The organism is Shewanella glacialipiscicola (assembly GCF_023283485.1).
Classification (GTDB): Bacteria; Pseudomonadota; Gammaproteobacteria; order Enterobacterales; family Shewanellaceae; genus Shewanella; species Shewanella glacialipiscicola.
In genome coordinates this window covers 37,414-58,977 of record NZ_JAKILU010000020.1, presented here as the reverse complement: position 1 = coordinate 58,977, position 21,564 = coordinate 37,414, and the positions used below count along the sequence as shown (strand labels likewise).

The window sequence follows — 21,564 nt, the reverse complement described above, 5'->3', positions numbered from 1 at the left end:
CATTTAAGCGGCGGTAATGACGATAGATGTATCGATACTGCTTGGTTCAACATGTCGAGATTTTCGTGGTGCTCGAGGCACTTTCACCCGAGTGCGATTGTTGTTATCGCGGCTCTGACGAATGAGCGCATCACCAGCTAAATTCAATGATAGGTTTGCAGCCTCACGATGGGATTTAGCCAATCTGTCATATAGCAACACATTGACCGAAGCGGCCAGATTCATACAACCAACCGTAGGCACATACACTACGGCATCGGCTTTATCGATAATGTCTTGGCCAATAGTGCCATCTTCAGGGCCAAACACATAAAAGGCTTTCGGTGGATGGACAAAATCGGGCAGCGGCGTTGCGCCAACGACTAAATCCACACAAATCAGCTTAGTATCGGCCGGAATTGACTCTAATAATGAGTTAACACCCATGAGCGGAATATGCTCGCCAGCGTCTTTAGTATCAACATGATATTGCGCCGCGCCAGAACGCGCTGCGAGCTCGTAACGTCTACCAGTATAAAATACGCCGTTAACGCCATAACAACCCGATGCGCGCATAATACCGCCGACATTAACCGGCGTTTTAGGATTAACTAAACCGATAAATACCGCGCTAGCATCTTGTAAATCATCACTTATTGCCACTTGTAGCGGTTCTGAAATCAACATCGTATTTAGGCTACATCCAGCTCACTGATAATCTTAGCGTGTAACTGTGCCCATGCTTGCTCAACTAAGGCGTAGTCAGCATCGTTTAATTCTTGGCGCGCCAATGCTAAACAATCGGTCATTTTCAACATAAGGGCATCGATATCGGTTTCACCCTGCGCTTCAAGTTGTGACAACACCACGGCCACATGGCCCTGTAAATAACCACAGGCAAATAAGGCATCGTCATCACCATGGCTGACAACGCTGGCGATCCACTGTTCTAATGCGTCTTCGTAATGCTCTAACATTGAATCTAACTCTCCATTAATACTGAATTTAGGGGCGCATTGGCTGCGGCCAATAAATCTGGATTAGCCACCTGATACATCACGTAATCATGGTAACCAGTAATCACTTTGTAATAGCCGCCAAGCTCGCGATCTAATTTAGGGTCGCCACTATCCACAATTAGTGGTCGTCCTTCAAGTGCTTTTAACTTAGTTTTTGTAGCAAGGATAATAATATTGTCTTTTCCGATACGCCTAATAAGCGCAGGCGACAACTGTTGATTACCACGCCCTAAAATATGCCCCTGACCACCAATCAAAGTGATCACTAATTTAGTCGGCTTATCTTGGGTAAGCTTAAGTAACTCATTGGCGGTTAAATCACTACCAATAAGTTTTTTATGCTGAATAAGATCAACACCTAACAAGGTATTATCGAGCTTTAATTCTTCCATCATAAAGGCAACGGTACTACCAGAACCTATAATGTAAAGCTCATCTTCCATTTGATTAATCACATCAGCGGCAATATCTGCCAACACAAGTTCATCGACTTCTTTACCGCCCATTTTAACCGCTTGCACATAACGCGGCTCGGCAGGCACTAAAAGTTCACCAAATCGTTTGGCGCGCACTGTGCCTTGACGAAAAGCCACTTCGTCGATATCCATCACATCTGCAGACATTAAGCTAACAAGCTCGCCATCGAGTAACATTTTCACCACCATGCCTGACGCATGGGGCGTAATACCATAAACGCCAGAATGGATTTTAACGCCCGCAGGCACGCCCAGCACGGGTAATTTGTCATCAATGTCGGCTTGTTCACACACAGAATAAACATCGCGAGCGGTACCATCACCACCGGCAAAAAGGAGTAAATCTAGCGGTTCATCCAGCAATGCGCGCACAACGGCTTGGGTATCTCGTGCTTGGGTTTTTTCAGGAGTGTGATACACCACTTGCGTGGTAAACCCCAGCGCTTTAGCGACATCTTCTCCCATACTACCTGATGCAGTAATAACTTCGATTTCATCACGATAATCACAGATCACCTCAAGCGCTTGCATCATGCGCATCGCAGCTTTCGGCTCTGCCCCTAAAGCCAGAGCCTCTGCTGCCACACCATCACTACCTTTAAGACCAACACTGCCACCAAGGCCTGCTAATGGGTTGATAACTAAGCCTAAACGAAATCGAATCACTTCTTACCTCACTCAGCACAATCTTGTTATTATTTTTAAATTCTGTTCAAAAAAAGGTTTATTTTACACTGCAGCAGTAACACTAGGCTTATCTTTAGGGATAAATAATACTGCCAACATCGCAGCAAAAGCGCACACAGCGGCAAATACCCACGACCACACAGCGCCGCTACCATCGCCCCAAATATAACCACAAATCCAAGTGCCAAGCGCGCCGCCAACCCCAAAACTTAAGCTGGCGTACAGCGCTTGGCCTTGGCTTCGATGACTGGCATCAAAGTGCCTGTGCACAAATTGAATCGATGCCGCGTGGGTTAACCCAAAAGTAAAGGCATGTAGTAGTTGACTAAACCCTAACCACAACACGCTGTCCACCCCAAAGGCAACCAATAACCAACGCAGACAAGTCATGCCAATACTGACAATCAATAGGGTATTAACGCCATACCGGCCAAGTAAACGCGGCGCAAACATAAACATTACGATTTCGGCCATCGCGCCAAGGGCGACAAATATGCCCGCTGAGGATTCAGAATAACCAGCTTGCTTTAAATATAAGACGAAGAACCCGTAAAAAGGCCCCGCACTCATTTGCAACAACATCGCCGAGACTAAGAACCAAATAATCGCCTTATTCCATTGTAACGGTACTCGAACTTGATGGGTGTCGCGCACTAAACGATTGGCTGGCAATGGCAGCGCACAAACTAACATGCCAATAAATAATGATAGGCCGATATAGGGCAGTACTTCTGTGCCCCACTGGCCAATCGCAAAGCCAGCACTCACCACCAAGCAAATATAACCTACACTACCCCAACTGCGTATTTGGCCGTAGCGGCTGGCATTCTCACCTAAGGTTTCTAAGGTAATCACTTCAAGCTGGGCGAGAATGGCATTCCAAAAGAAAGTATATAAGGCCAAACTGAGCGCCATATATACAAATCCGCCATGGTAGAAAAAACTCAAATAGGCGAGTGCTGCTGCACCCGCGCCCATTTTAATCAGCTCGGAGCGCATGCCTGTACGGTCAGCTACTTTGGCCCACACATTGGGCGCAACAATGCGCGTCGCCATCAGGATTGCGAGTAAAAAACCAATTTCTTGGGGATTAAATCCTCGGTTTTCAAAAAAGACCCCAAGATAAGGGATCATAGTACCGAGAATAGAAAAGAAGAAAAAATAACAGGCACAAAGCCAGCGTAATTGCTGACTTGTGCTAGAAGATACTGACATTAATACATTCCATTTATCTCATGTCACTTATTACATTCGTTATCGCACACCGCCTATCTCATGCAGACTATCTCATGCTAAGAATCGGTGTATGACTCTGAACATCCTGATTTTGCGCTCTGTGCCTTAGCAAGTGATCCATCAGTACTATGGCAAGCATGGCTTCGGCAATCGGTACAGCGCGGATACCCACACAGGGATCGTGACGACCTTTAGTGATAACTTCGGCCATTTCACCTTGCGCCGTCATACTTTGACCCGGTACGCTAATGCTTGAAGTGGGTTTTAATGCAATATGGGCAATGATCGGCTGACCCGATGAAATTCCACCGAGCACGCCACCCGCATGGTTTGACTCAAAACCCAGAGGTGACATTAAGTCGCGGCCTTCGGAGCCTTTTTGCGTGACAACGCCAAAACCATCACCGATCTCAACGCCTTTCACCGCATTAATCCCCATCAAAGCGTGGGCGATATCGGCATCTAATCTGTCAAACACTGGCTCCCCTAAGCCCACAGGTACGCCTGTAGCAACAACGGAGATTTTTGCGCCAATTGAGTCACCGGACTTTTTAAGCTCGCGCATATAGTCATCAAGCGCTTCAAGTTTGCTGGCATCGGGAAAGAAAAAGGCATTTTGTTCTATCTGGCTAAAATCAATCTTCTCGGCAAAAATAGGCCCCAGTTGCGACATATAGCCGTGGATCTCAATACCATGAATTTGTTTTAAATATTTTTTCGCTACCGCACCCGCCGCCACCCGCATTGCGGTTTCGCGAGCTGATGAGCGGCCACCGCCACGATAATCGCGCATACCGTACTTTTGTTGATAGGTATAATCGGCGTGCCCTGGACGGAATAAATCTTTGATATTAGAGTAATCTTGACTGCGTTGATCGGTATTTTCAATCAAGAGTCCAATTGAGGTGCCCGTGGTTTTACCTTCAAAGACGCCAGATAAAATACGCACTTCGTCAGGCTCACGGCGAGCCGTGGTGTATCGTGATGTACCTGGGCGACGGCGGTCAAGATCGTGCTGCATATCGGCTTCGGTTAATTCAAGCCCGGGAGGGCAACCATCAATAATGCAACCGAGCGCTACACCGTGGCTCTCACCAAACGTCGTCACTACAAAATTTTGACCAATACTGTTTCCAGACATCCGCGTTGTACACCTTAAATTATTTGTTTATCGCTCCGTGTCCAGCGACCACTGGACCATTTATTTTCCCACTGCAAGCCTAACTGGCAGCGGGAAAAGTCTCAACCTAATTTGCTATCTTAAGTTATTGCGCGTCGCGATAAATACCAAACACTGATTGATTCTCAACCAGTTGATCACGCGTTAATACAAATACACCGTCACCCCCATTTTCAAAGGTAATCCAAGTAAATGGCACTTCAGGGAATTGCTCAATCAAATGCACCATAGAATTACCCACTTCGACTACGAGTAGACCCGTTGGCGTGAGGTACTGTGCGGCGTTGGCCAGTATGCGTTTAGTTAAATCTAAGCCGTCACGACCCGATGCTAAACCAATGGCAGGCTCGTGATGATATTCATCAGGCATATCGCCAATATCTTCGGCGTCTACATAAGGCGGATTTGAGACAATCAAATCATATTGCGGCCCTTCTGGAATGGCTGAGAATAAGTCCGACTGCATCGGGAACACTCTGTCCATGACCCCTAAGGTTTCAATATTAATTTGCGCCACATCTAACGCATCTTGACTGATATCCAGCGCATCAACCTCAACGTCTTCAAATTCGTAAGCACAGGCAATCGCGATACAAGCGCTACCAGTGCATAAATCTAAAATACGCATGACTGGTTTACCGTATAACCAAGGGCTAAAACGATTGGCGATCATTTCGGCAATCGGTGAGCGCGGCACTAACACGCGTTCATCAACGTAAAACTCAAGCCCTGCAAAACGCGCTTTATTGGTCAGATAAGGTACCGGTAAGCGCTCCCTTACACGGCGAATAATCAACTCGACAATTTTATGTTTTTCACTGCTGGTCAAGTTGCTTAAAATCACTTGCTGGCCGATTTCTTCGGGTAAGTGTAAAGCATGGAAAACTAATGCAATGGCTTCATCCCATGCGTTATCAGTGCCATGACCATAATACACATTGGCATCGTTAAAACGGCTTACAGCCCAACGCAACATATCGCCAATGGTGCGCAACTCTGTCACGGCTTCATCTACAAAGATCTTATCCAAAACGTGCTCCTGCTAATTTGTTCGCAAAACATTGTAACTGAACTCTATTCAGAAACCATAGGATTCAATAGAATACCCGCCATGAATAAAGACGATGATAATGAAGGCTTGGCGATGTTTTCAAAGCTTATTGATGGGATTAAACCCATCACGCAAAATAAGCGACACTTCGGCACGCCCTTAAAAACCAAACAAGAAATAGAGCTCAAAGAGCAGCAACTGCATGCTAACAGTTATTTCTCAGATACTTATCAACCGCTACTGCCAGTACAAGGGCCGATGCGTTGGTTGGAAGATGGTGTTGATAGCCTAGAATTAAAACGCCTTAGGCGTGGGGATTACCAGCCAGATTTACTGTTGGATTTACACGGCTATCGTCAATCAGAAGCCAAACTTGAGTTAGCAGCACTGATCCAAGCCTGCGTAAAACAGCAAAGTCTATGTTGCTGCATTATGCATGGCTACGGCAGCGGCATATTGAAACAGCAAGTCCCTATGTGGCTAGTACAGCATCCTATGGTAAAAGCTTTCCACCAAGCCCCTAAAGAATGGGGCGGCGACGCTGCGCTATTAGTGCTGATCGATATTGGGGAACTGCCGCATCGACGGTAATGTTCTGGACTAAACTTAAGCCATTAAAACATTTGCTTTCAATTAAGATAAACAAACGGCCCACTTTAAGGTGGGCCGTTTGTTGTAATTATTTTGCAATCACGACATGGAACAACATTAGCTGATACTGTGGGGCGCGTGCTGCCAGACGATTGAAGCTTGCTCAGCATGTTTATCAATGAGCGTAATACCCGATGTCGCAAATAAAGGCGGTTCCACACCTGCCACTAACTCACTCACCAAATAACCTAATAAAGGCATGTGAGCAATCACGAGTATTTTATCGGCTTTATATAACTCAGCATAGGCCGCGACTAAGGCTGCAACATTCGCGGGATCACCAGCGGGTACTAGGTCGTCAGCCACTAACCATTTACGCGGCTCAGGAAAATGCTGACTTAGCTCTTGCCAAGTTTGCTGTGCACGTAAGTAAGGACTAACCAAAACAAGATCAAAATCAGTCACACTGCGCGCCAACCAGTTACTCATCAAAACGGTGTGGTGCCTGCCTACATCGCTCAGCGTTCTGTCTCTATCAGACAGCGCATTAAATCCTGCGTCACCATGTCTCATCAAAAATAGCTGCATACTTATCTCGTGACTCACACGTGTTTTTATTTTATCCCAATTGTAGCCCTAAAATCCGTTTCAACAAACCATGTATACCCAAGCGACCTCAAAATACGAGTTTCAGAGCGCCTAGGGTGCTTCAATTCAAGGCGCATCAATGACAGAACGCCACCTTTTAAATTGATGCAACACGGAAGTGGAGTGCCCTAGGCGCTCCGTCCCGGCGGGTTTTAAGGCACTTTATGCTGTGTTAGTTATTTTTAACTTAGTCCACTAGGTCTGCAAATAACCGCCTTGCCTAAAGTGCGTTAAATTCCCGCTGAATCCTGCATTTTGAGGTGGTTTGGGTATAAGACTTAATCTTTAGTCGATAAACACAAGAGATATTTGCTAAAAACAGTTAAGGCTATCAATATATAACAAGCTATCGTTATCGGAGTGTCTCTTTGCAAGCCTCTCAGTCCATTTATAAAAGTCCTAATGATCATCGTCAGTACCGTTATCTCGTGTTAGATAACGCGCTTAGGGTGCTATTAGTTGAAGATCAAGATGCTAGCCAAGCGGCTGCATCCATGGCTGTAGGCGTAGGTCATTTCGATGATCCCGCCGATAGACCCGGTATGGCGCATTTCTTAGAACATATGCTCTTTCTTGGCACAGAGAAGTTCCCCGACTCAGGCGAGTATCACGCCTTTATTAATCAACATGGTGGCAGTAATAACGCTTGGACAGGTACTGAACACACCAACTTTTTTTTCACCATCAATGAAGACGTGTTTGCCGATTCTTTAGACAGATTTAGCCAGTTTTTTATCGCACCTAAATTTGATTTAGAATTAGTGGACAGAGAGCGACAAGCCATTGAATCTGAATTTAGTTTAAAGCTCAAAGATGATATCCGCCGAACCTATCAAGTGCTAAAAGAAACCGTTAACCCGCTCCACCCTTTTTCAAAATTCTCTGTCGGTAACTTAGTCACTTTAGGCGGTGAACAAGCGCAAGTTCGTAGCGAATTACTCAACTTTTACCAAAGCCATTACAGTGCCAACTTAATGACACTGTGCTTAGTCGCGCCACTTTCTCTTGATGAATTACAAGACTTAGCAAACCATTACTTTAGTGGCATACAGAACCTAGACTTAGTTAAAAACTATCCTCAAGTGCCTATTTTTTCTGAAAAAGAACTATTAACGCAAATCAACATTGTGCCGCTTAAAGAACAAAAACGCTTAAGTATCAGTTTTAATTTCCCTGGGATTGACCACTACTACAAACGTAAACCTTTGACTTATATCAGCCATATTTTAGGTAATGAGAGCCAAGGTAGTCTGTTGTCCTATCTTAAAGAGCAAGGACTGGTGAATAACTTGTCTGCGGGTGGTGGCGTAAACGGGTATAACTTTAAAGATTACAGTATCGGCTTGCAGTTAACAGATAAGGGACTGGCGAATCTTGATGAGATTATCAGTTGTTGTTTTGAGTACATTGAACTCATCAAAACCCAAGGGTTAGATGAGTGGCGTTATTTAGAACGCGCAAATTTACTTAAAATGGCATTTCGTTATCAAGAACAAGTAAAATCACTCGATTTAGCCAGCCATCTCAGCATTAATATGCATCATTATGACGTTGAAGACTTAGTCTTTGGTGACTACCGCATGGATGGACTCGATATCCCCGAGACTATCGAGTTACTTGAGCTAATGACGCCATCGAACATGCGTCTACAGCTTATCGCGCAATCGGTTAAAACAGATCGTAAAGCGAACTGGTATCACACACCTTATAAAGTCAGCACGATTGCACCACAATCTCTTGCTCGCTGGCAAGTTAAGCATATTCGTCATGAATTACAACTACCTACGCCGAACCCTTTTATCGTAGCGGACTCTATTCCCAGGCCAGATAAGAGTGATGTAGATGTTCCTGTGATCGTCGCTGAATCAACTGGATACCGTATTTGGCATAAGAAAGATGATGAGTTTAATGTGCCAAAAGGCCACATGTATTTATCACTGGATTCAGAACAAGCGAGTAAAACGCCAAAGCATGCCGCCCTCACCCGCTTATATGTTGAAATGCTGCTAGATTATTTGACCGAGCCGACCTATCAGGCTGAAGTCGCGGGCTTAAGTTACAATATTTATCCGCATCAAGGTGGCATTACCCTACATTTATCTGGATTCACGGGTAATCAAGAAACTCTGCTGGCTTTATTAATTGATAAAGCGAGGGAACGTAATTTTACTGAAGATCGTTTTGCGCTGATTAAATCTCAATTATTGCGCAGCTGGCAGAATATGGCCCAAGCTAAACCCATTTCACAATTGTTTACTAGCCTGACCGTTACACTGCAAAAAAGCAGTTATGAACCCGCCCGCATGGCACAAATGCTGGAAGACATTAGCCTAGAAGATTTACATGATCATGTACGCGCCTTTTACGAAAAAATTTACCTCGAAGGTTTAGTCTATGGGGATTGGTTAGTCTCAGAAGCTCAAGCGCTCGGCAAACGCTTAGAGCACATTTTAGCCTTAGTTTCGACGCCAAGCGCCGAGTCCAGCAGAGAATTAGTTAATCTAACCGCCCAAGGTACGTTGTTAAGAGAACTCGCTATAGATCATCAAGACAGCGCAATCATAGTCTATTACCAATCGGCCGTGGCAACACCAGAAAAAATGGCGCTATTTAGCTTACTTAATCACACTATGTCGTCCACCTTCTTCCATGAACTGCGCACCGAAAAGCAATTGGGCTATATGGTCGGGACAGGTTATCTGCCACTCAATCGTCATCCTGGACTCATTTTTTATATACAGTCACCCACAGCCGGACCATTGCATTTATTAGAAGCAATCGATGAGTTTATTGCCGACTTTAATTATGCGGTGATGCAAATTACTAATGAAGAATGGGAAAGCACAAAAGTAGGCTTAATTAGCCAAATAATGGAACATGATGCAAATCTCAAAACGCGTAGTCAACGTTATTGGGTCAGTGTCGGTAATAGAGATTATCAATTTAACCAAAGAGAAATCGTTGTCGATGAGATAGCTAAACTCACCCGTACCGATTTACTTAAATTTATGATGCGTAGAATGCGTACTAAACACAGTGACCGCTTAGTCTTATTTAGCACTGGTGAAGAGCATAAAACCCAAGCACCACTGTTATCAGAAAAAATGATTACTGATCTCAAGACTTTTAAGCAAACAGCAGATAAGTTTAATTTTTAAACAGAACACTTTTACTCACACATTTGCTCGCGATTTGAGGCAAACAAACAGAACCGCTACAAATTAGCCCAACGATAGTCGTATCTATCACTGTTGGGCATAATACTGATGTAAAACATGGCTAATCCATGTTTTATCACATATTAAGTGAACAATTTTACCGCATCTGTATGTTGTAAAATGATTTTTGGTAAACTGCACTTTGACAAACCACTCGCTTTCTGGAAAAGTGATGTAACACTATTGTTTCATGGCATCATCGGATAATAAGAACAAATACTATGCCTAAAGCACTCTTTAAAATCGTCTTGCTCGCTTTCTTTGGCTTGCATGCATTCAAAGACGTAAACGCATCTCCCTTTTCTGACAAATCCCCAATTATTCTCCAATCACAATCTTTTGGTGTCCCGCAAGGACTTTCCCAAAGCACTGTTACGTCTATAGTCCAGGACCATGATGGCTATCTATGGATTGGAACATTTAATGGACTTAATCGATTTGATGGGAAAAACTTTAAGCATTTTTATGCTAATGATGCCAGAACAGGCCTCCCCAGTTCTTTTATAAGAAGTTTGCTAGTTGATGATAAAGGAGCTTTATATGTGGGAACCGATAATGGACTCGTTGTATATGACAAACGCCAAGAATCATTCACTAGTTATGGTTTATCAGTAAAAGATGCTCCTATTTGGAGTCTTAACTCAAGTGGGAAAAGTTTAATTGTTGGAACAAATAAAGCAATTATAGATATTAGTGATAAAGAGTACTACTTTGAACTCTCAAAGAAAGGCCTAGGTGAAATTAAAAAAACGATAAAAGTAGGCGACGATTATTATATCAGGGACTATGCAGGTACATTATTTAAACTAACCAAAAATGAATTAAAGGAGATAGCTCAGAAAACAATGGATTTTGAGCAAAAGAATGATACGACAATGCTAATATCATTCAGCAATGGATTATATGAATATAAAGATAATGAAATAGTAAAAGTAGATCCACGAGCATTCTCTCAACTCACAAAATATAAAGATATAATTTATGGCCTCACTAAAGAAAATATCGTTAACATTTCTAAATACTTAGTTTTAGGGCTTATATCGCCAGATCGCACTGATAAAATATCATCATTTTTTGCAACAGAAGATATGTTTATATTGGGTAGTGTTGAACAAGGCGTAATTGTCATAAAAAACGTTAACAATCTGGTGCAACAAACTAATTTAGCAAAAGATAGCACTTGGCATCTTACAAAAAATACTCAGGGATTTGTTATCTCATCCGAATCTGAAAAAATAGATCTCTTTGACAATAATTTTAGTTTAATCGACAGTTTCGACACTCAAACCCAAGGATATAAATATGCAATCTTAAATAATGACGGGCTCTATTTCGGCACTCCTAATGGGTTATTTTTGAAGACAACTAATACTGTAAAATTGATTAGTAAAAAATCAATCTCGTCATTATCTAACAATCAAGGTGACTCGATAATTGCTGCTGGCACATCTGATGGTGAAGTATTGATTATTAGTAAAGGAGAAATAATTAGCAGTATTAATACTAAAAAGAATGAACCAGTTTTTGATATTGAATTAGAGTCGGAAAATTTCATTTATATTGCAGGTCAAGGTGGCCTTAAAAAGTATGAGAATGGTTCGTTAAAAAATTTAAGCGAAGAAATAACATACAGCATAGAGAAAGGCGACAATGGAATTTATTTTGGAACATCGACATCATTAATGTTCTACAACACACAAAACAATAACATTTCTAAAGTGTTCTCTAATAAAAAAGAAATCTATTCCATCGTTAATAGTAATAACTTTTTAACTGCGGCATCGCTGAGTGAAGTAATTATATATGAAAAGGAAAGTAAGAAAAAATACATCCTAAAAACATCAAATGGAAGTCAACATGAGTATAACTCACCGAGTGGGATAGATGTTAATGGTCATGTTTTACTTGCTGGTATAAATGGAGTTAGTTTGGTATCACCTGCTGATATAATAAACTACATTAAAAATAGCAAAACAAATAGAACTGAAATATCAGAGTTTTTAGTCTTTAATATAAAACAAGAAAAAGAAAGCAACGTCTTTAACAAAGAAAATATTACTAAGAATGAAATAACCTTAAAATATTCTGATTATCCATTCTCATTTAATTTTACATCACCAATGTCAGACGACTCATCTACCAACTACTACTATAGAATGCATGGTCTTTCTGATACATGGATATCAGCAAATGGAACGAACTCAGCTACGTATACAAATCTATCGCCAGGACAATATAATTTTCAAGTATATGCCGTTAACTCTCTTTCTGGTGAGAAAGCATCAATAAAAGAGCTTTCAGTCATTATAACACCTCCTTGGTGGTCATCATTTCAAGCGAAATCGATATATTTAGTAATTATAATATTAATTTTATTTTTAATAGTAAAAACTATTTTACGTCGTCGAGAAACGCAAAAACAAATTGCATTAAGTGAGGAAAGATTAAAGCTTTCCCTATGGGGAAGTGGTGATGAAATGTGGGACTGGGATATAGAAACTGGCAATATTTTCCGCTCAAATATCTGGGGAGCACTTGAATTTCCGCGTGATGGACATCGCTCGGGTAAATCGGATGAAGAGAGTAATATACATCCAATGGATCAAGAACGTGTTCGAGAAGCGCTCAATAAGCATTTTTATGGTGAAACAGATCATTTCGAAGCGGCATACAGGGTGAAAGGTAAAGATGACAATTGGATATGGATCTTAGATCGCGCCAAAATTGTAGAGCGTGATGACAAAGATAATGCCCTGCGTATGACAGGTACAATTAAAAATATTAGCCAATTTAAACAGAAAGAAGAACAATTAAAATTGTTTGAAAAGGCAATTGAAAATATTTCGGAAGGCATGTTTATCCTCGACGGTGAATACCGTTTTGTCGAAGTTAATGAAGCTTGCTGCAAGATTTCATTACGTAACAGAACTGATTTTATTGGCAACGTACTCACATTTGATTTATATCCCGAAACCTTTTCCACTCAAATCAGAACAATATTAAAACAGCAAGGTCGATGGACAAATGAAGTCGAAGCAATAAGAGGAGACAAAAGTCGCTTTAATATGGAACTCACTATCGACGCAATCTATGATGAACAAGGTGAATTATCACACTATGTTGGCATTTTTTCCGATATATCAAGACGAAAACAACAAGAAGAAGAACTTAGAAAACTAACAAATAATGATGTATTGACTGGACTCCCAAATCGTTCAAATTTACAAGTCACCTTAAGTAACTTAGTCAATAAAGAAATAGCCCATGCTCTAATGGTACTCGATCTTGATAATTTCAAACGTATTAATGACTCCTTAGGTCATCAGGTTGGAGACACATTACTACAACAGGTTTCAGTGCGTATAAAATCATTACTGCCTAAAAATACTAGTATTTACCGATTAGGTGGAGATGAGTTTGCAATTGTACTCGATAAAATTTCAGATATAAATGCCAGTGCAGCAATCGCAAGTCGTATTATAGAAGGACTAAAACCAGCCTTTGAAATTAATAATGAACTGTTAGTCTTAGGATTAAGTATTGGTATCGTATTATTTCCAGAGGATGAGCAAAACGAGCAAGCATTATTGAGAAAAGCTGATATCGCTATGTACCATGCTAAATCAGCAGGAGGTAATTGTTATCAGTTTTATTCAGAGCCATTAAACCAACATGCTATTCGTCAATTAGAGGTGGAAACCTTAATTCGTGAAGGTTTAAAGGAAGATTTATTCGAAGTCTATTATCAACCTAAAATTGATCTTAAACGCGGTAAAATTACTGGTATGGAGGCTTTGGTTAGATTAAATCATCCAATACATGGTTTAATTCCACCGAATGATTTTATTCCTCTAGCCGAAGAAAATGGTTTAATTGTTGAAATTGGTGAAATTGTATTACGTAAAGCCTGTTTCGCCGCACAGAATTGGCGGGAACAAGGAATATTTAGCGGCAGGGTTGCTGTCAATTTATCGTCACGTCAATTTGCCCTCCCCGATCTTCAACAACGAATTGAGTCAATTTTAAGACTTACTAAACTGCCAGCTTGTCATCTAGAATTAGAAATTACTGAAGGTACCGTCATTAAACAGCCGGAAACAGCAATTATTGTCATGCAACAACTGGCTAAAATGGGCGTAAGTCTAGCACTCGATGATTTTGGTACTGGGTACTCATCACTCTCATACTTAAAACGCTTCCCAATTCATACTTTGAAGATTGATAAAGCGTTTGTTGACGATATTGATAAGTCTGATCGCGATCTAAAAATGGTCGATTCTATTATCACAATCGCCCATAACATGGGGCTATCAGTGGTAGGTGAAGGCGTAGAGCAGACGGCACAATTAAATATTTTACGAGCGCTCAACTGCGAAGAAATTCAAGGTTATATTTTTAGTAAGGCCATCAAAGAAAGTGAGTTTACTCTGCTACTCCAAGAAAATATAGCCAAACCCGATATGAATAGAAACATTATCTAATCACTTAACTCTCAACTTGATTGCAAGTTTAAACATTGGCACAACACATGCATCAGTACTGTTAGTGTCAATAATAAATCAATATCAACTACCCTGAGAGAGAATTAGAATGATTAAAGGAATCCTAGTAACCGTTACTTTATTATCTTCAATTGGCTTTGTAGCAAATTCTTCAGCACTTGAAGCGACGAGCAATTCTGAACAAACTTCGCTTGAGGCTACAGGGCATCCTGCAGTGAAATTTAAACCTCTTGAAATAAAACCTCTTGAAATAGCTGGCCACCCAGCGGTGAAATTCAAACCTCTTCAAATAGCCGGCCACCCAGCGGTGAAATTTAAACCTCTTGAAATAGCTGGCCACCCTGCCGTGAAATTCAAACATCTTGAAATTGCTGGTCACCCAGCGGTGAAATTTAAACATCTTGAAATTGCTGGTCACCCAGCGGTGAAATTTAAACCTCTTGAAATTGCTGGTCACCCAGCGGTGAAATTCAGACATCTCGAAGTCGCAGGTCACCCATGCGTAAAATTAATTAACTCTGAAGTTGCATAATATTAATCAGGTTAAGGAGCATAACTATGCTAAATTCAATTAAAAAAGCACTCGGTTTATCTAAGCCAGCACGTAAAAAGGTTAAGTTACCTGATGGTTTAAACCAACTTGAAGTGATTTCAGCAAAGGGTTGGTGGAACTAGATTCAAGCCTTAAAGTAATGAGCCTAATGAATAAACAGCGATAAAAAATTAAATTAGGCAAAGCTGAAAAAGAATAAAGGGAGCATAGCTCCCTTTATTCTTTAATAAATATTAAAGGGACTTCTGGTAAATGATTTTTAAATAAATCATTTAGAACGCTCTCTTAGTTACAAAAGATGATTACCAAGGCCAAAGCGCAGTGTGTTGTAAGGAGTGGGTAAGTCATAGATCTGTGAATACAAGTCAGTAACGACTAATATTTGACTGAAAAAACGGCGGTAAATGTAGCCACACACCAATATCCGCTGAGGTTAATGCAATAACGATAACCAGCAGACAAAAATCATAACGCTCGGTATTTCACTCCCCATCAAAAAAATCGCTTGTGAGCCATTCAAATTAATACCCATGTTAATCTTCGTTCAGATATTAGACTAAGCGTTCTATGCGTACCCGCTATCAACATACAAGTGGTCAACTAAACACTGAACTAAAGCATCCAACTCAAGGGAATAACATTAAAGTCAACTTCAACCATTTAAGGGCGCTGCTCATACAAGAATTGCATCAGTATTATGAGTGTTTTTTAGGCAAAGCTATGCTTTATGGTAATAAAAAAGCGGCAATATCATGCCGCTTTTTTGCTCAATATAGCCTGGTGAAGACTTAGAAGAAGCGCGAGTTTTCTTGAGCCATCGTTTTTAAGCGTTCGCAAGGTTCGAATCTGCTACCTAATTGACTTTGATAGCCCTCAAGAATTCGCACTAAGTTAGCTGCGCCCAAAGTATCAATATAATGGAATGGACCACCGAGGAATGGCGGGAAACCAATGCCGAAAATAGCCCCAATATCACCATCTCTTGGCGATGCGATAATACCATCATCTAAACAACGTACGGCTTCGTTAAGCATTTGCACGACGCATCGCTCAGCAACCGCTTTGGCATCCTTATTCGTGCCGGGTTTAATGCCTAATACGCCATACACAGTTTCATCGACGGTTTTAGTTTTCTTGCTCGATGCGCCGTATTGATAGAAACCTTTGCCATTTTTACGGCCTTTACGATCGTCAGCCAAAAGCTTGTCAAATGCGGCTGGCGCTCTAAAACGTTCACCCAATTCCTTCTCAAGGATCGGTGAAATTTTTGCGCCCACATCGATACCCACTTCGTCGAGTAAAGTAATAGGTCCAACAGGGAAACCAAACTTTATTAAGGCTTTATCTAAATGCTCAACACTCTGGCCTTCAAGTAATAATTGCGCGGCCTCGTTCATGTAGAGCGCTAGAATTCGATTCACATAAAAACCTGCGCCATCCTGCACCACTATCGGCGTTTTACCTTGCTTACGAGCAAATGCGACCGTGGTTGCAATAGTTTCTGCCGATGTTTTAGCGTGGGCAATGACTTCCACCAGCGGCATTTTCTCTACTGGCGAGAAATAATGTAGACCAATAACGTTCTCAGGACGCGTCGCCGCCTCGGCGATTTGACTAATCGGTAATGATGAAGTGTTTGAGGCAAAAATAGTATGCTCGCCGCATTCACGCTCAATGTCCTTTACCATTTGATGCTTAAGCGCTAAGTCTTCAAATACTGCTTCCACGACGATATCGGCATCTTTTACGCCTTTATACTCTGTGGTTGTAGTCATCAATGCCATTAAATTGTCACGGGCAGCAGGCGTCATGTGGCGACGTTTTACGCCTTTATCCAATAGCTTATAAGCGTAGGCTAGCGCATTGCTTAAACCTTTTTCACTGATGTCTTTGACGCGAACGGGGATCTTAGCCTTGGTCGTTGTCACCGATGCAATACCGCCGCCCATTAAGCCACCGCCTAAGATCACGGCTTTTTTCACTTTGCGGGGAATCGCACCCACTGCGCCGGTTTCTTTCTTCATTTCTGTAGTCGCGAAGAAAATACTGCGCAGTGCTTCAGACTCTTTAGATACCACTAACTCGGCAAAATGGCTGGCTTCGATTTCTAAGCCTTTTTGCATGCCCTTAGCAATCCCTTGGCGCACGCAATCAATTATTTTGGCAGGGGCGGGATAATTGCCTTGGGTTTTCTTTTCGACTTGTTTAGTCGCTTGGCTAAAAATAATGTTACGGCCAAAGCTTGTGCCTTCAAGCACTTGATTAACAAGTGACTTTTTAACCGGTTTCGGTGCGCGTTTGCCCGCAAGCGCCATATCGACCGCGGTTTGAAGCAAAATAGTCTGCGGCACAACATCATTTACTAAGCCCATTTTCAAGGCTTGTTTAGGTCGAATTTGTTTACCGGTCAACATCATGTCTAAAGCAGTCGAAATACCAACTAAACGTGGCAAACGTTGAGTACCGCCGCCACCTGGCAATAAACCCAGTTGCACTTCAGGTACACCGAGCATAGTCTTGCCATCGTCACTACATACCCTTTGATGACAGGCTAATGCTAACTCTAAACCACCACCTAAGCAGGCCCCATGGATAGCCGCAACCACTGGGATTTTTAACGCTTCTAGCTCATTAAAAACCACATGACCTTGCTGGGATAAGGCTTTGGCATCGCCCGCCGTTTTACAGGCATCGAGCATGGAGATATCCGCGCCCGCGACAAAAGAATCTTTTTTACCCGATATAAGCACTAAACCGCGAATACTCAAATCACTCTTGATCTCGGCCAGAATTTCACTGATTTCAAGGCCAAACTGTGTTTTTAAGGTGTTCATGGTTTCACCAGGAACATCCATTGTCAAAATGGCAATACCGTCGTCGCGGCGGGTTAAATTAAAGGTCTTTTCCATGCCGATTACTCCACTTCTACTATCATAGCCACACCTAAACCACCGGCCGCACAAGCCGTAGTTAGGCCAGTTCCACCACCGCGACGTTTCAGTTCACGACACACTTGCGTAATCAAACGAGTTCCCGTTGCAGCAAAAGGATGACCATAGGCCAGCGAGCCGCCGAGCACGTTAAACTTACTCATGTCGATTTCACCAATGGCGCGGTTACGACCGAGTTTTTCTTCGGCAAATTTTTTCGAAGCAAACATCTGCATATTGGCTAATGTCTGCGCTGCAAAAGCCTCGTGCATTTCAATTAGCGTGAGGTCTTCTAACTCCATTCCAGCGCGTTTCAGTGCCAGTGGCGTCGCGTAAGACGGCCCCATCAACATGTCTTGCCATACATCAATGGCGCTAAAGGCGTAACTCTTAATATAACCAATAGGCTGATAACCTAAAGCTTTGGCTCGACCTTCGCTCATTAGAATGATGGCCGATGCACCGTCCGTCAGTGGCGTACTATTGGCAGCCGTCACAGTGCCATGCTGCCGATCAAAAGCCGGGCGTAATTTAGCGTATGACTCAAGTACAGAGTTGTCGCGGATATTGTTATCACGATCGATAAACTGCTTATATGGTGGTATATGGGCCACCATCACTTCATCGCGAAGTTTGCCAGCGGCCCAAGTTTCACTCGCTAACGTGTGCGAGCGGTGTGCTAACGCATCTTGGTCGGCACGGCTAATATTGTAGGTCTTTGCCATCTGCTCAGCGGTTTGCCCCATAGATAAGCCCGTCGAATACTCAGCTACCGCAGGCGGCACTGGAAATAAATCCTTAATGCCTAAACGGCGGAATATTTGTAATTTTTGCCCAAAGCTACGGGCTTTATTCAAATCGACTAACGCATGGGCTAACTTTTTTGACACACCGATAGGCAATACAGAGGATGAATCAGCGCCGCCGGCAATACCGATTTCGATATTACCCGTCATGATAGATTCAGCTACGTTTACGGCAGATTGAAAGCTCGTAGCACAAGCGCGAGTGACACTATAGGCATCGGTCGATACATTCATGCCAGTACCAAGTACGATTTCACGAGCAATGTTAGGTGCAGCAGGCATTTGCACGACTTGTCCATAGACCAGCTGTTCAATCAGCTTAGGGTCAAGTTCAGAACGCGCCAATAATTCATTGACTACCATTTTGCCCATATCGAGCGCCGATACACCGTGAAATGCGGTGGCTTGCTTTGCGAATGGCGTTCTTAAACCCGCTACAATGGCGATACGTTCGCCCTTGGCGTTCGTAACCTGTTGTCTATCACTCATTTGTCACCCTCTTTATGTGCGCAATCGCTGAGAGATTTCAGGCGGCGCTATCGATTTCCGTGTTTGACCCATTGATTTACGGCGAAAATCGCCCAATAACAGGTCTGACCATTAAAGTGTGATCTGATTCTAACTTCTTGTCAGCAAGTTTTAAACACCTGTTTGTTTTTTTAACACTAGCCAAACCCTAAGGGAATTCTTTACCATAGCTGTTGTCTATAGCCCACATACGTATTTTCAACATAATAAAACGAGTAGCATCATGCCTTTGAGTCGCTTCCATGCATTACGCACTTACCTCAATAAGGTTGTTTTAGGGCAACCAGTATTGACCGAAAATCTGCTCATTGCCTTAATTGCCAATGGCCACTTATTAGTTGAAGGGCCGCCAGGACTTGCTAAGACCCGTGCGGTGAAAGCCTTATGTGACGGGGTTGAGGGCGATTTTCACCGCATTCAATTCACCCCTGATTTGTTACCTGCTGACTTAACTGGTACCGATATTTATCGCTCGCAAACTGGTACTTTTGAATTTGAAGCCGGACCGATTTTTCACAATTTAATCTTAGCCGACGAAATTAACCGAGCTCCAGCCAAAGTACAATCGGCCTTATTAGAAGCCATGGCCGAAGGTCAAGTTACTGTCGGTAAGCACAGTTATAAGCTTCCGCCGCTGTTTTTAGTAATGGCAACCCAAAATCCGTTAGAAAACGAAGGCACTTATCCTCTGCCGGAAGCACAGCTTGACCGTTTTTTAATGCATTTAAATCTTGATTACCCAAGCGGCGAAACTGAAATCGAAATTCTGCGCCAATCGCGTAAAGAAGCATTAACCCACGAGTTGCCAACAATGGAGCCAATTGCGCAGGCGGATGTGTTTGCCGCCCGTGATGAAGCCATGGAAATCTATCTTGCCGAACCGCTCGAAAAGTACATAGTCGAAATTGTTATGGCGACCCGCGAGCCTTCACGTTACAGCGAAGACTTAGCTAAATGGCTAGAGTATGGCGTCAGCCCGCGCGCAACGATTTCGTTAGAACGCTGCGCCCGCGCCCGCGCTTGGCTGCACGAACGAGACTTTGTTTCACCAGAAGACATTCAAGCCGTTGCGCCCAATGTGTTAAGACACAGATTATTACTGAGCTATCAAGCGCAGGCCGAAGGCGTGAGCCGCGAGCACGTAATCAACCACATTTTGAGTCAAGTTGCAGTACCTTAACGGTGAAGATAAGGGTGAAATAAGATGAGTGACACTGCGCAACTTTCAGCCTCGGCCGATGGCTTGCCGCTTTTTGCCGATGGTTTGCACTTAACGGAGCAAGAACTGCTGGCGTGCCAGAATATCGCTCGCGCTATGCCTGAGCGATACAGCCGTGCCCGCGCCAATTTAGCCGGCCATCGCAGCAGCTTGATTAAAGGCCGCGGCATGGAGTTTGCCGAGGTGCGCCACTATCAACAGGGCGACGATGTGCGCACGATTGATTGGCGCGTTACCGCTCGCACTGGCAAAACCCATACTAAGTTATTTGTCGAAGAACGTGAGCGCCCTATTCTGCTATTAATCGACTTGAGCCAAAGCCTCTATTTTGGCTCGCGTTTATTGCTACAATCGGTGCAAGCAGGCCACCTTGCGACCACCTTAGGTTGGAATGCGATTAACCATGGCGATAGGCTCGGCGCCTTGATTGCCAGCGAGTCTGAACATGTCGAGCTTAAACCACGCAGTCGTCGTCAGGGCATATTGCAATTAATATCAGAGCTGCGCCGCGTGCACGAAAATCAGCTTAACCGTGTTGGCAGTGCTCAGCGCGATCCCGATCATATTTTGCGCGCCTGTCAGCGATTACAACGTATCGCTAAACCCGGCTCCTTAATTTGGATAGTGACTGATGGCAGCCATTTTACGCCCCAGTGTATTGCACCATTAACTGAGCTAAAGCGTCATTGTGATGTTGGCGCCTATCTGATTACCGATCCCCTGCGCCAAGGCACTTTGCCGTTACCGCACAACTTTAGTTTACCGGTACGCGATGGCGATGAAGATTTAGTGCTCACCCGCCACAGTTATCAGACTTGGCTCGACATGCAGCAGCGCCAGCAACAAAGGTTTATCAGCATGATGCAGCAATTGCGTGTGCGTACTCAGCTAATAGATGCGGGTATTCCTTTAGCTAATCAATTGGAATTATTGCGTTAACA

At 43.0% G+C, this 21,564-nt stretch carries 15 protein-coding genes; 6 read left to right on the top strand and 9 right to left on the bottom strand.

The annotated features are described in order from the left end of the window. Positions 1 to 3 precede the first annotated feature (3 nt). From L2717_RS14150 to prmB, 6 genes are all read right to left on the bottom strand, one after another. The gene (locus tag L2717_RS14150) at positions 4 to 666 is read right to left on the bottom strand and encodes an RNA methyltransferase (RefSeq protein ID WP_220772964.1); all 663 of its coding nucleotides are present in this window, start codon (positions 664 to 666) and stop codon (positions 4 to 6) included. 5 nt (positions 667 to 671) lie between these two features. Continuing rightward, the gene (locus L2717_RS14145; RefSeq protein ID WP_076498130.1) at positions 672 to 956 is read right to left on the bottom strand and encodes a YfcL family protein; all 285 of its coding nucleotides are present in this window, start codon (positions 954 to 956) and stop codon (positions 672 to 674) included. Positions 957 to 961: 5 nt separating this feature from the next. After that, entirely contained in the window at positions 962 to 2,140 is a 1,179-nt protein-coding gene (locus L2717_RS14140) for an ATP-NAD kinase family protein (protein ID WP_220772963.1), read from the bottom strand. 63 nt (positions 2,141 to 2,203) lie between these two features. After that, positions 2,204 to 3,376, bottom strand: coding sequence for an MFS transporter (locus tag L2717_RS14135; protein WP_220772962.1), 1,173 nt, complete (start codon positions 3,374 to 3,376; stop codon positions 2,204 to 2,206). Positions 3,377 to 3,443: 67 nt separating this feature from the next. After that, positions 3,444 to 4,538 carry a chorismate synthase gene (aroC, locus tag L2717_RS14130; RefSeq protein WP_220772961.1) on the bottom strand — a complete coding sequence of 365 codons (1,095 nt, stop codon included), beginning with the start codon at positions 4,536 to 4,538 and terminating at the stop codon, positions 3,444 to 3,446. Positions 4,539 to 4,662: 124 nt separating this feature from the next. After that, a complete protein-coding gene (gene prmB, locus L2717_RS14125; protein ID WP_220772960.1) occupies positions 4,663 to 5,607 on the bottom strand; it encodes a 50S ribosomal protein L3 N(5)-glutamine methyltransferase in 945 nt (314 codons plus the stop codon). Positions 5,608 to 5,688: 81 nt separating this feature from the next. Between prmB and smrB the strand changes: the two genes are divergently transcribed. Next, complete coding sequence (gene smrB / locus L2717_RS14120; protein WP_220772959.1) at positions 5,689 to 6,219, top strand: endonuclease SmrB; 531 nt, start codon at positions 5,689 to 5,691, stop codon at positions 6,217 to 6,219. Between the two features lie 117 nt (positions 6,220 to 6,336). Here smrB and sixA read toward each other — a convergent pair whose 3' ends face one another. Next, positions 6,337 to 6,807 carry a phosphohistidine phosphatase SixA gene (gene sixA, locus L2717_RS14115; protein ID WP_220772986.1) on the bottom strand — a complete coding sequence of 157 codons (471 nt, stop codon included), beginning with the start codon at positions 6,805 to 6,807 and terminating at the stop codon, positions 6,337 to 6,339. A 428-nt stretch (positions 6,808 to 7,235) separates the two neighbouring features. On the opposite strand from sixA, the gene L2717_RS14110 reads away from it, so the two are divergent. The 3 genes from L2717_RS14110 to L2717_RS14100 all read left to right on the top strand — a co-directional run bounded on the left by L2717_RS14110 (position 7,236) and on the right by L2717_RS14100 (position 15,119). Further along, positions 7,236 to 10,025, top strand: a complete 2,790-nt coding sequence (locus tag L2717_RS14110; RefSeq protein WP_220775023.1) for an insulinase family protein — start codon at positions 7,236 to 7,238, stop codon at positions 10,023 to 10,025. Between the two features lie 281 nt (positions 10,026 to 10,306). Further along, complete coding sequence (locus L2717_RS14105; RefSeq protein WP_248938078.1) at positions 10,307 to 14,566, top strand: EAL domain-containing protein; 4,260 nt, start codon at positions 10,307 to 10,309, stop codon at positions 14,564 to 14,566. 109 nt (positions 14,567 to 14,675) lie between these two features. Beyond that, the gene (locus tag L2717_RS14100; protein WP_220774139.1) at positions 14,676 to 15,119 is read left to right on the top strand and encodes a hypothetical protein; all 444 of its coding nucleotides are present in this window, start codon (positions 14,676 to 14,678) and stop codon (positions 15,117 to 15,119) included. A gap of 809 nt (positions 15,120 to 15,928) precedes the next feature. On the opposite strand, the gene fadJ is transcribed toward L2717_RS14100, so the two are convergent. Together fadJ and fadI are read right to left on the bottom strand one after the other, a co-directional pair. Continuing rightward, on the bottom strand, positions 15,929 to 18,049 hold the full coding sequence (gene fadJ, locus L2717_RS14095; protein ID WP_220774137.1) for a fatty acid oxidation complex subunit alpha FadJ: 2,121 nt from the start codon (positions 18,047 to 18,049) through the stop codon (positions 15,929 to 15,931). 5 nt (positions 18,050 to 18,054) lie between these two features. Further along, entirely contained in the window at positions 18,055 to 19,365 is a 1,311-nt protein-coding gene (gene fadI, locus L2717_RS14090) for an acetyl-CoA C-acyltransferase FadI (protein ID WP_220733029.1), read from the bottom strand. A gap of 262 nt (positions 19,366 to 19,627) precedes the next feature. Here fadI and L2717_RS14085 point away from each other — a divergent pair, with 262 nt between their 5' ends. Together L2717_RS14085 and L2717_RS14080 are read left to right on the top strand one after the other, a co-directional pair. Continuing rightward, positions 19,628 to 20,584: an AAA family ATPase gene (locus L2717_RS14085; protein ID WP_220774136.1), complete on the top strand. Its 957-nt coding sequence runs from the start codon at positions 19,628 to 19,630 to the stop codon at positions 20,582 to 20,584. Between the two features lie 24 nt (positions 20,585 to 20,608). After that, on the top strand, positions 20,609 to 21,562 hold the full coding sequence (locus L2717_RS14080; protein WP_220774135.1) for a DUF58 domain-containing protein: 954 nt from the start codon (positions 20,609 to 20,611) through the stop codon (positions 21,560 to 21,562). Positions 21,563 to 21,564: the final 2 nt, after the last annotated feature.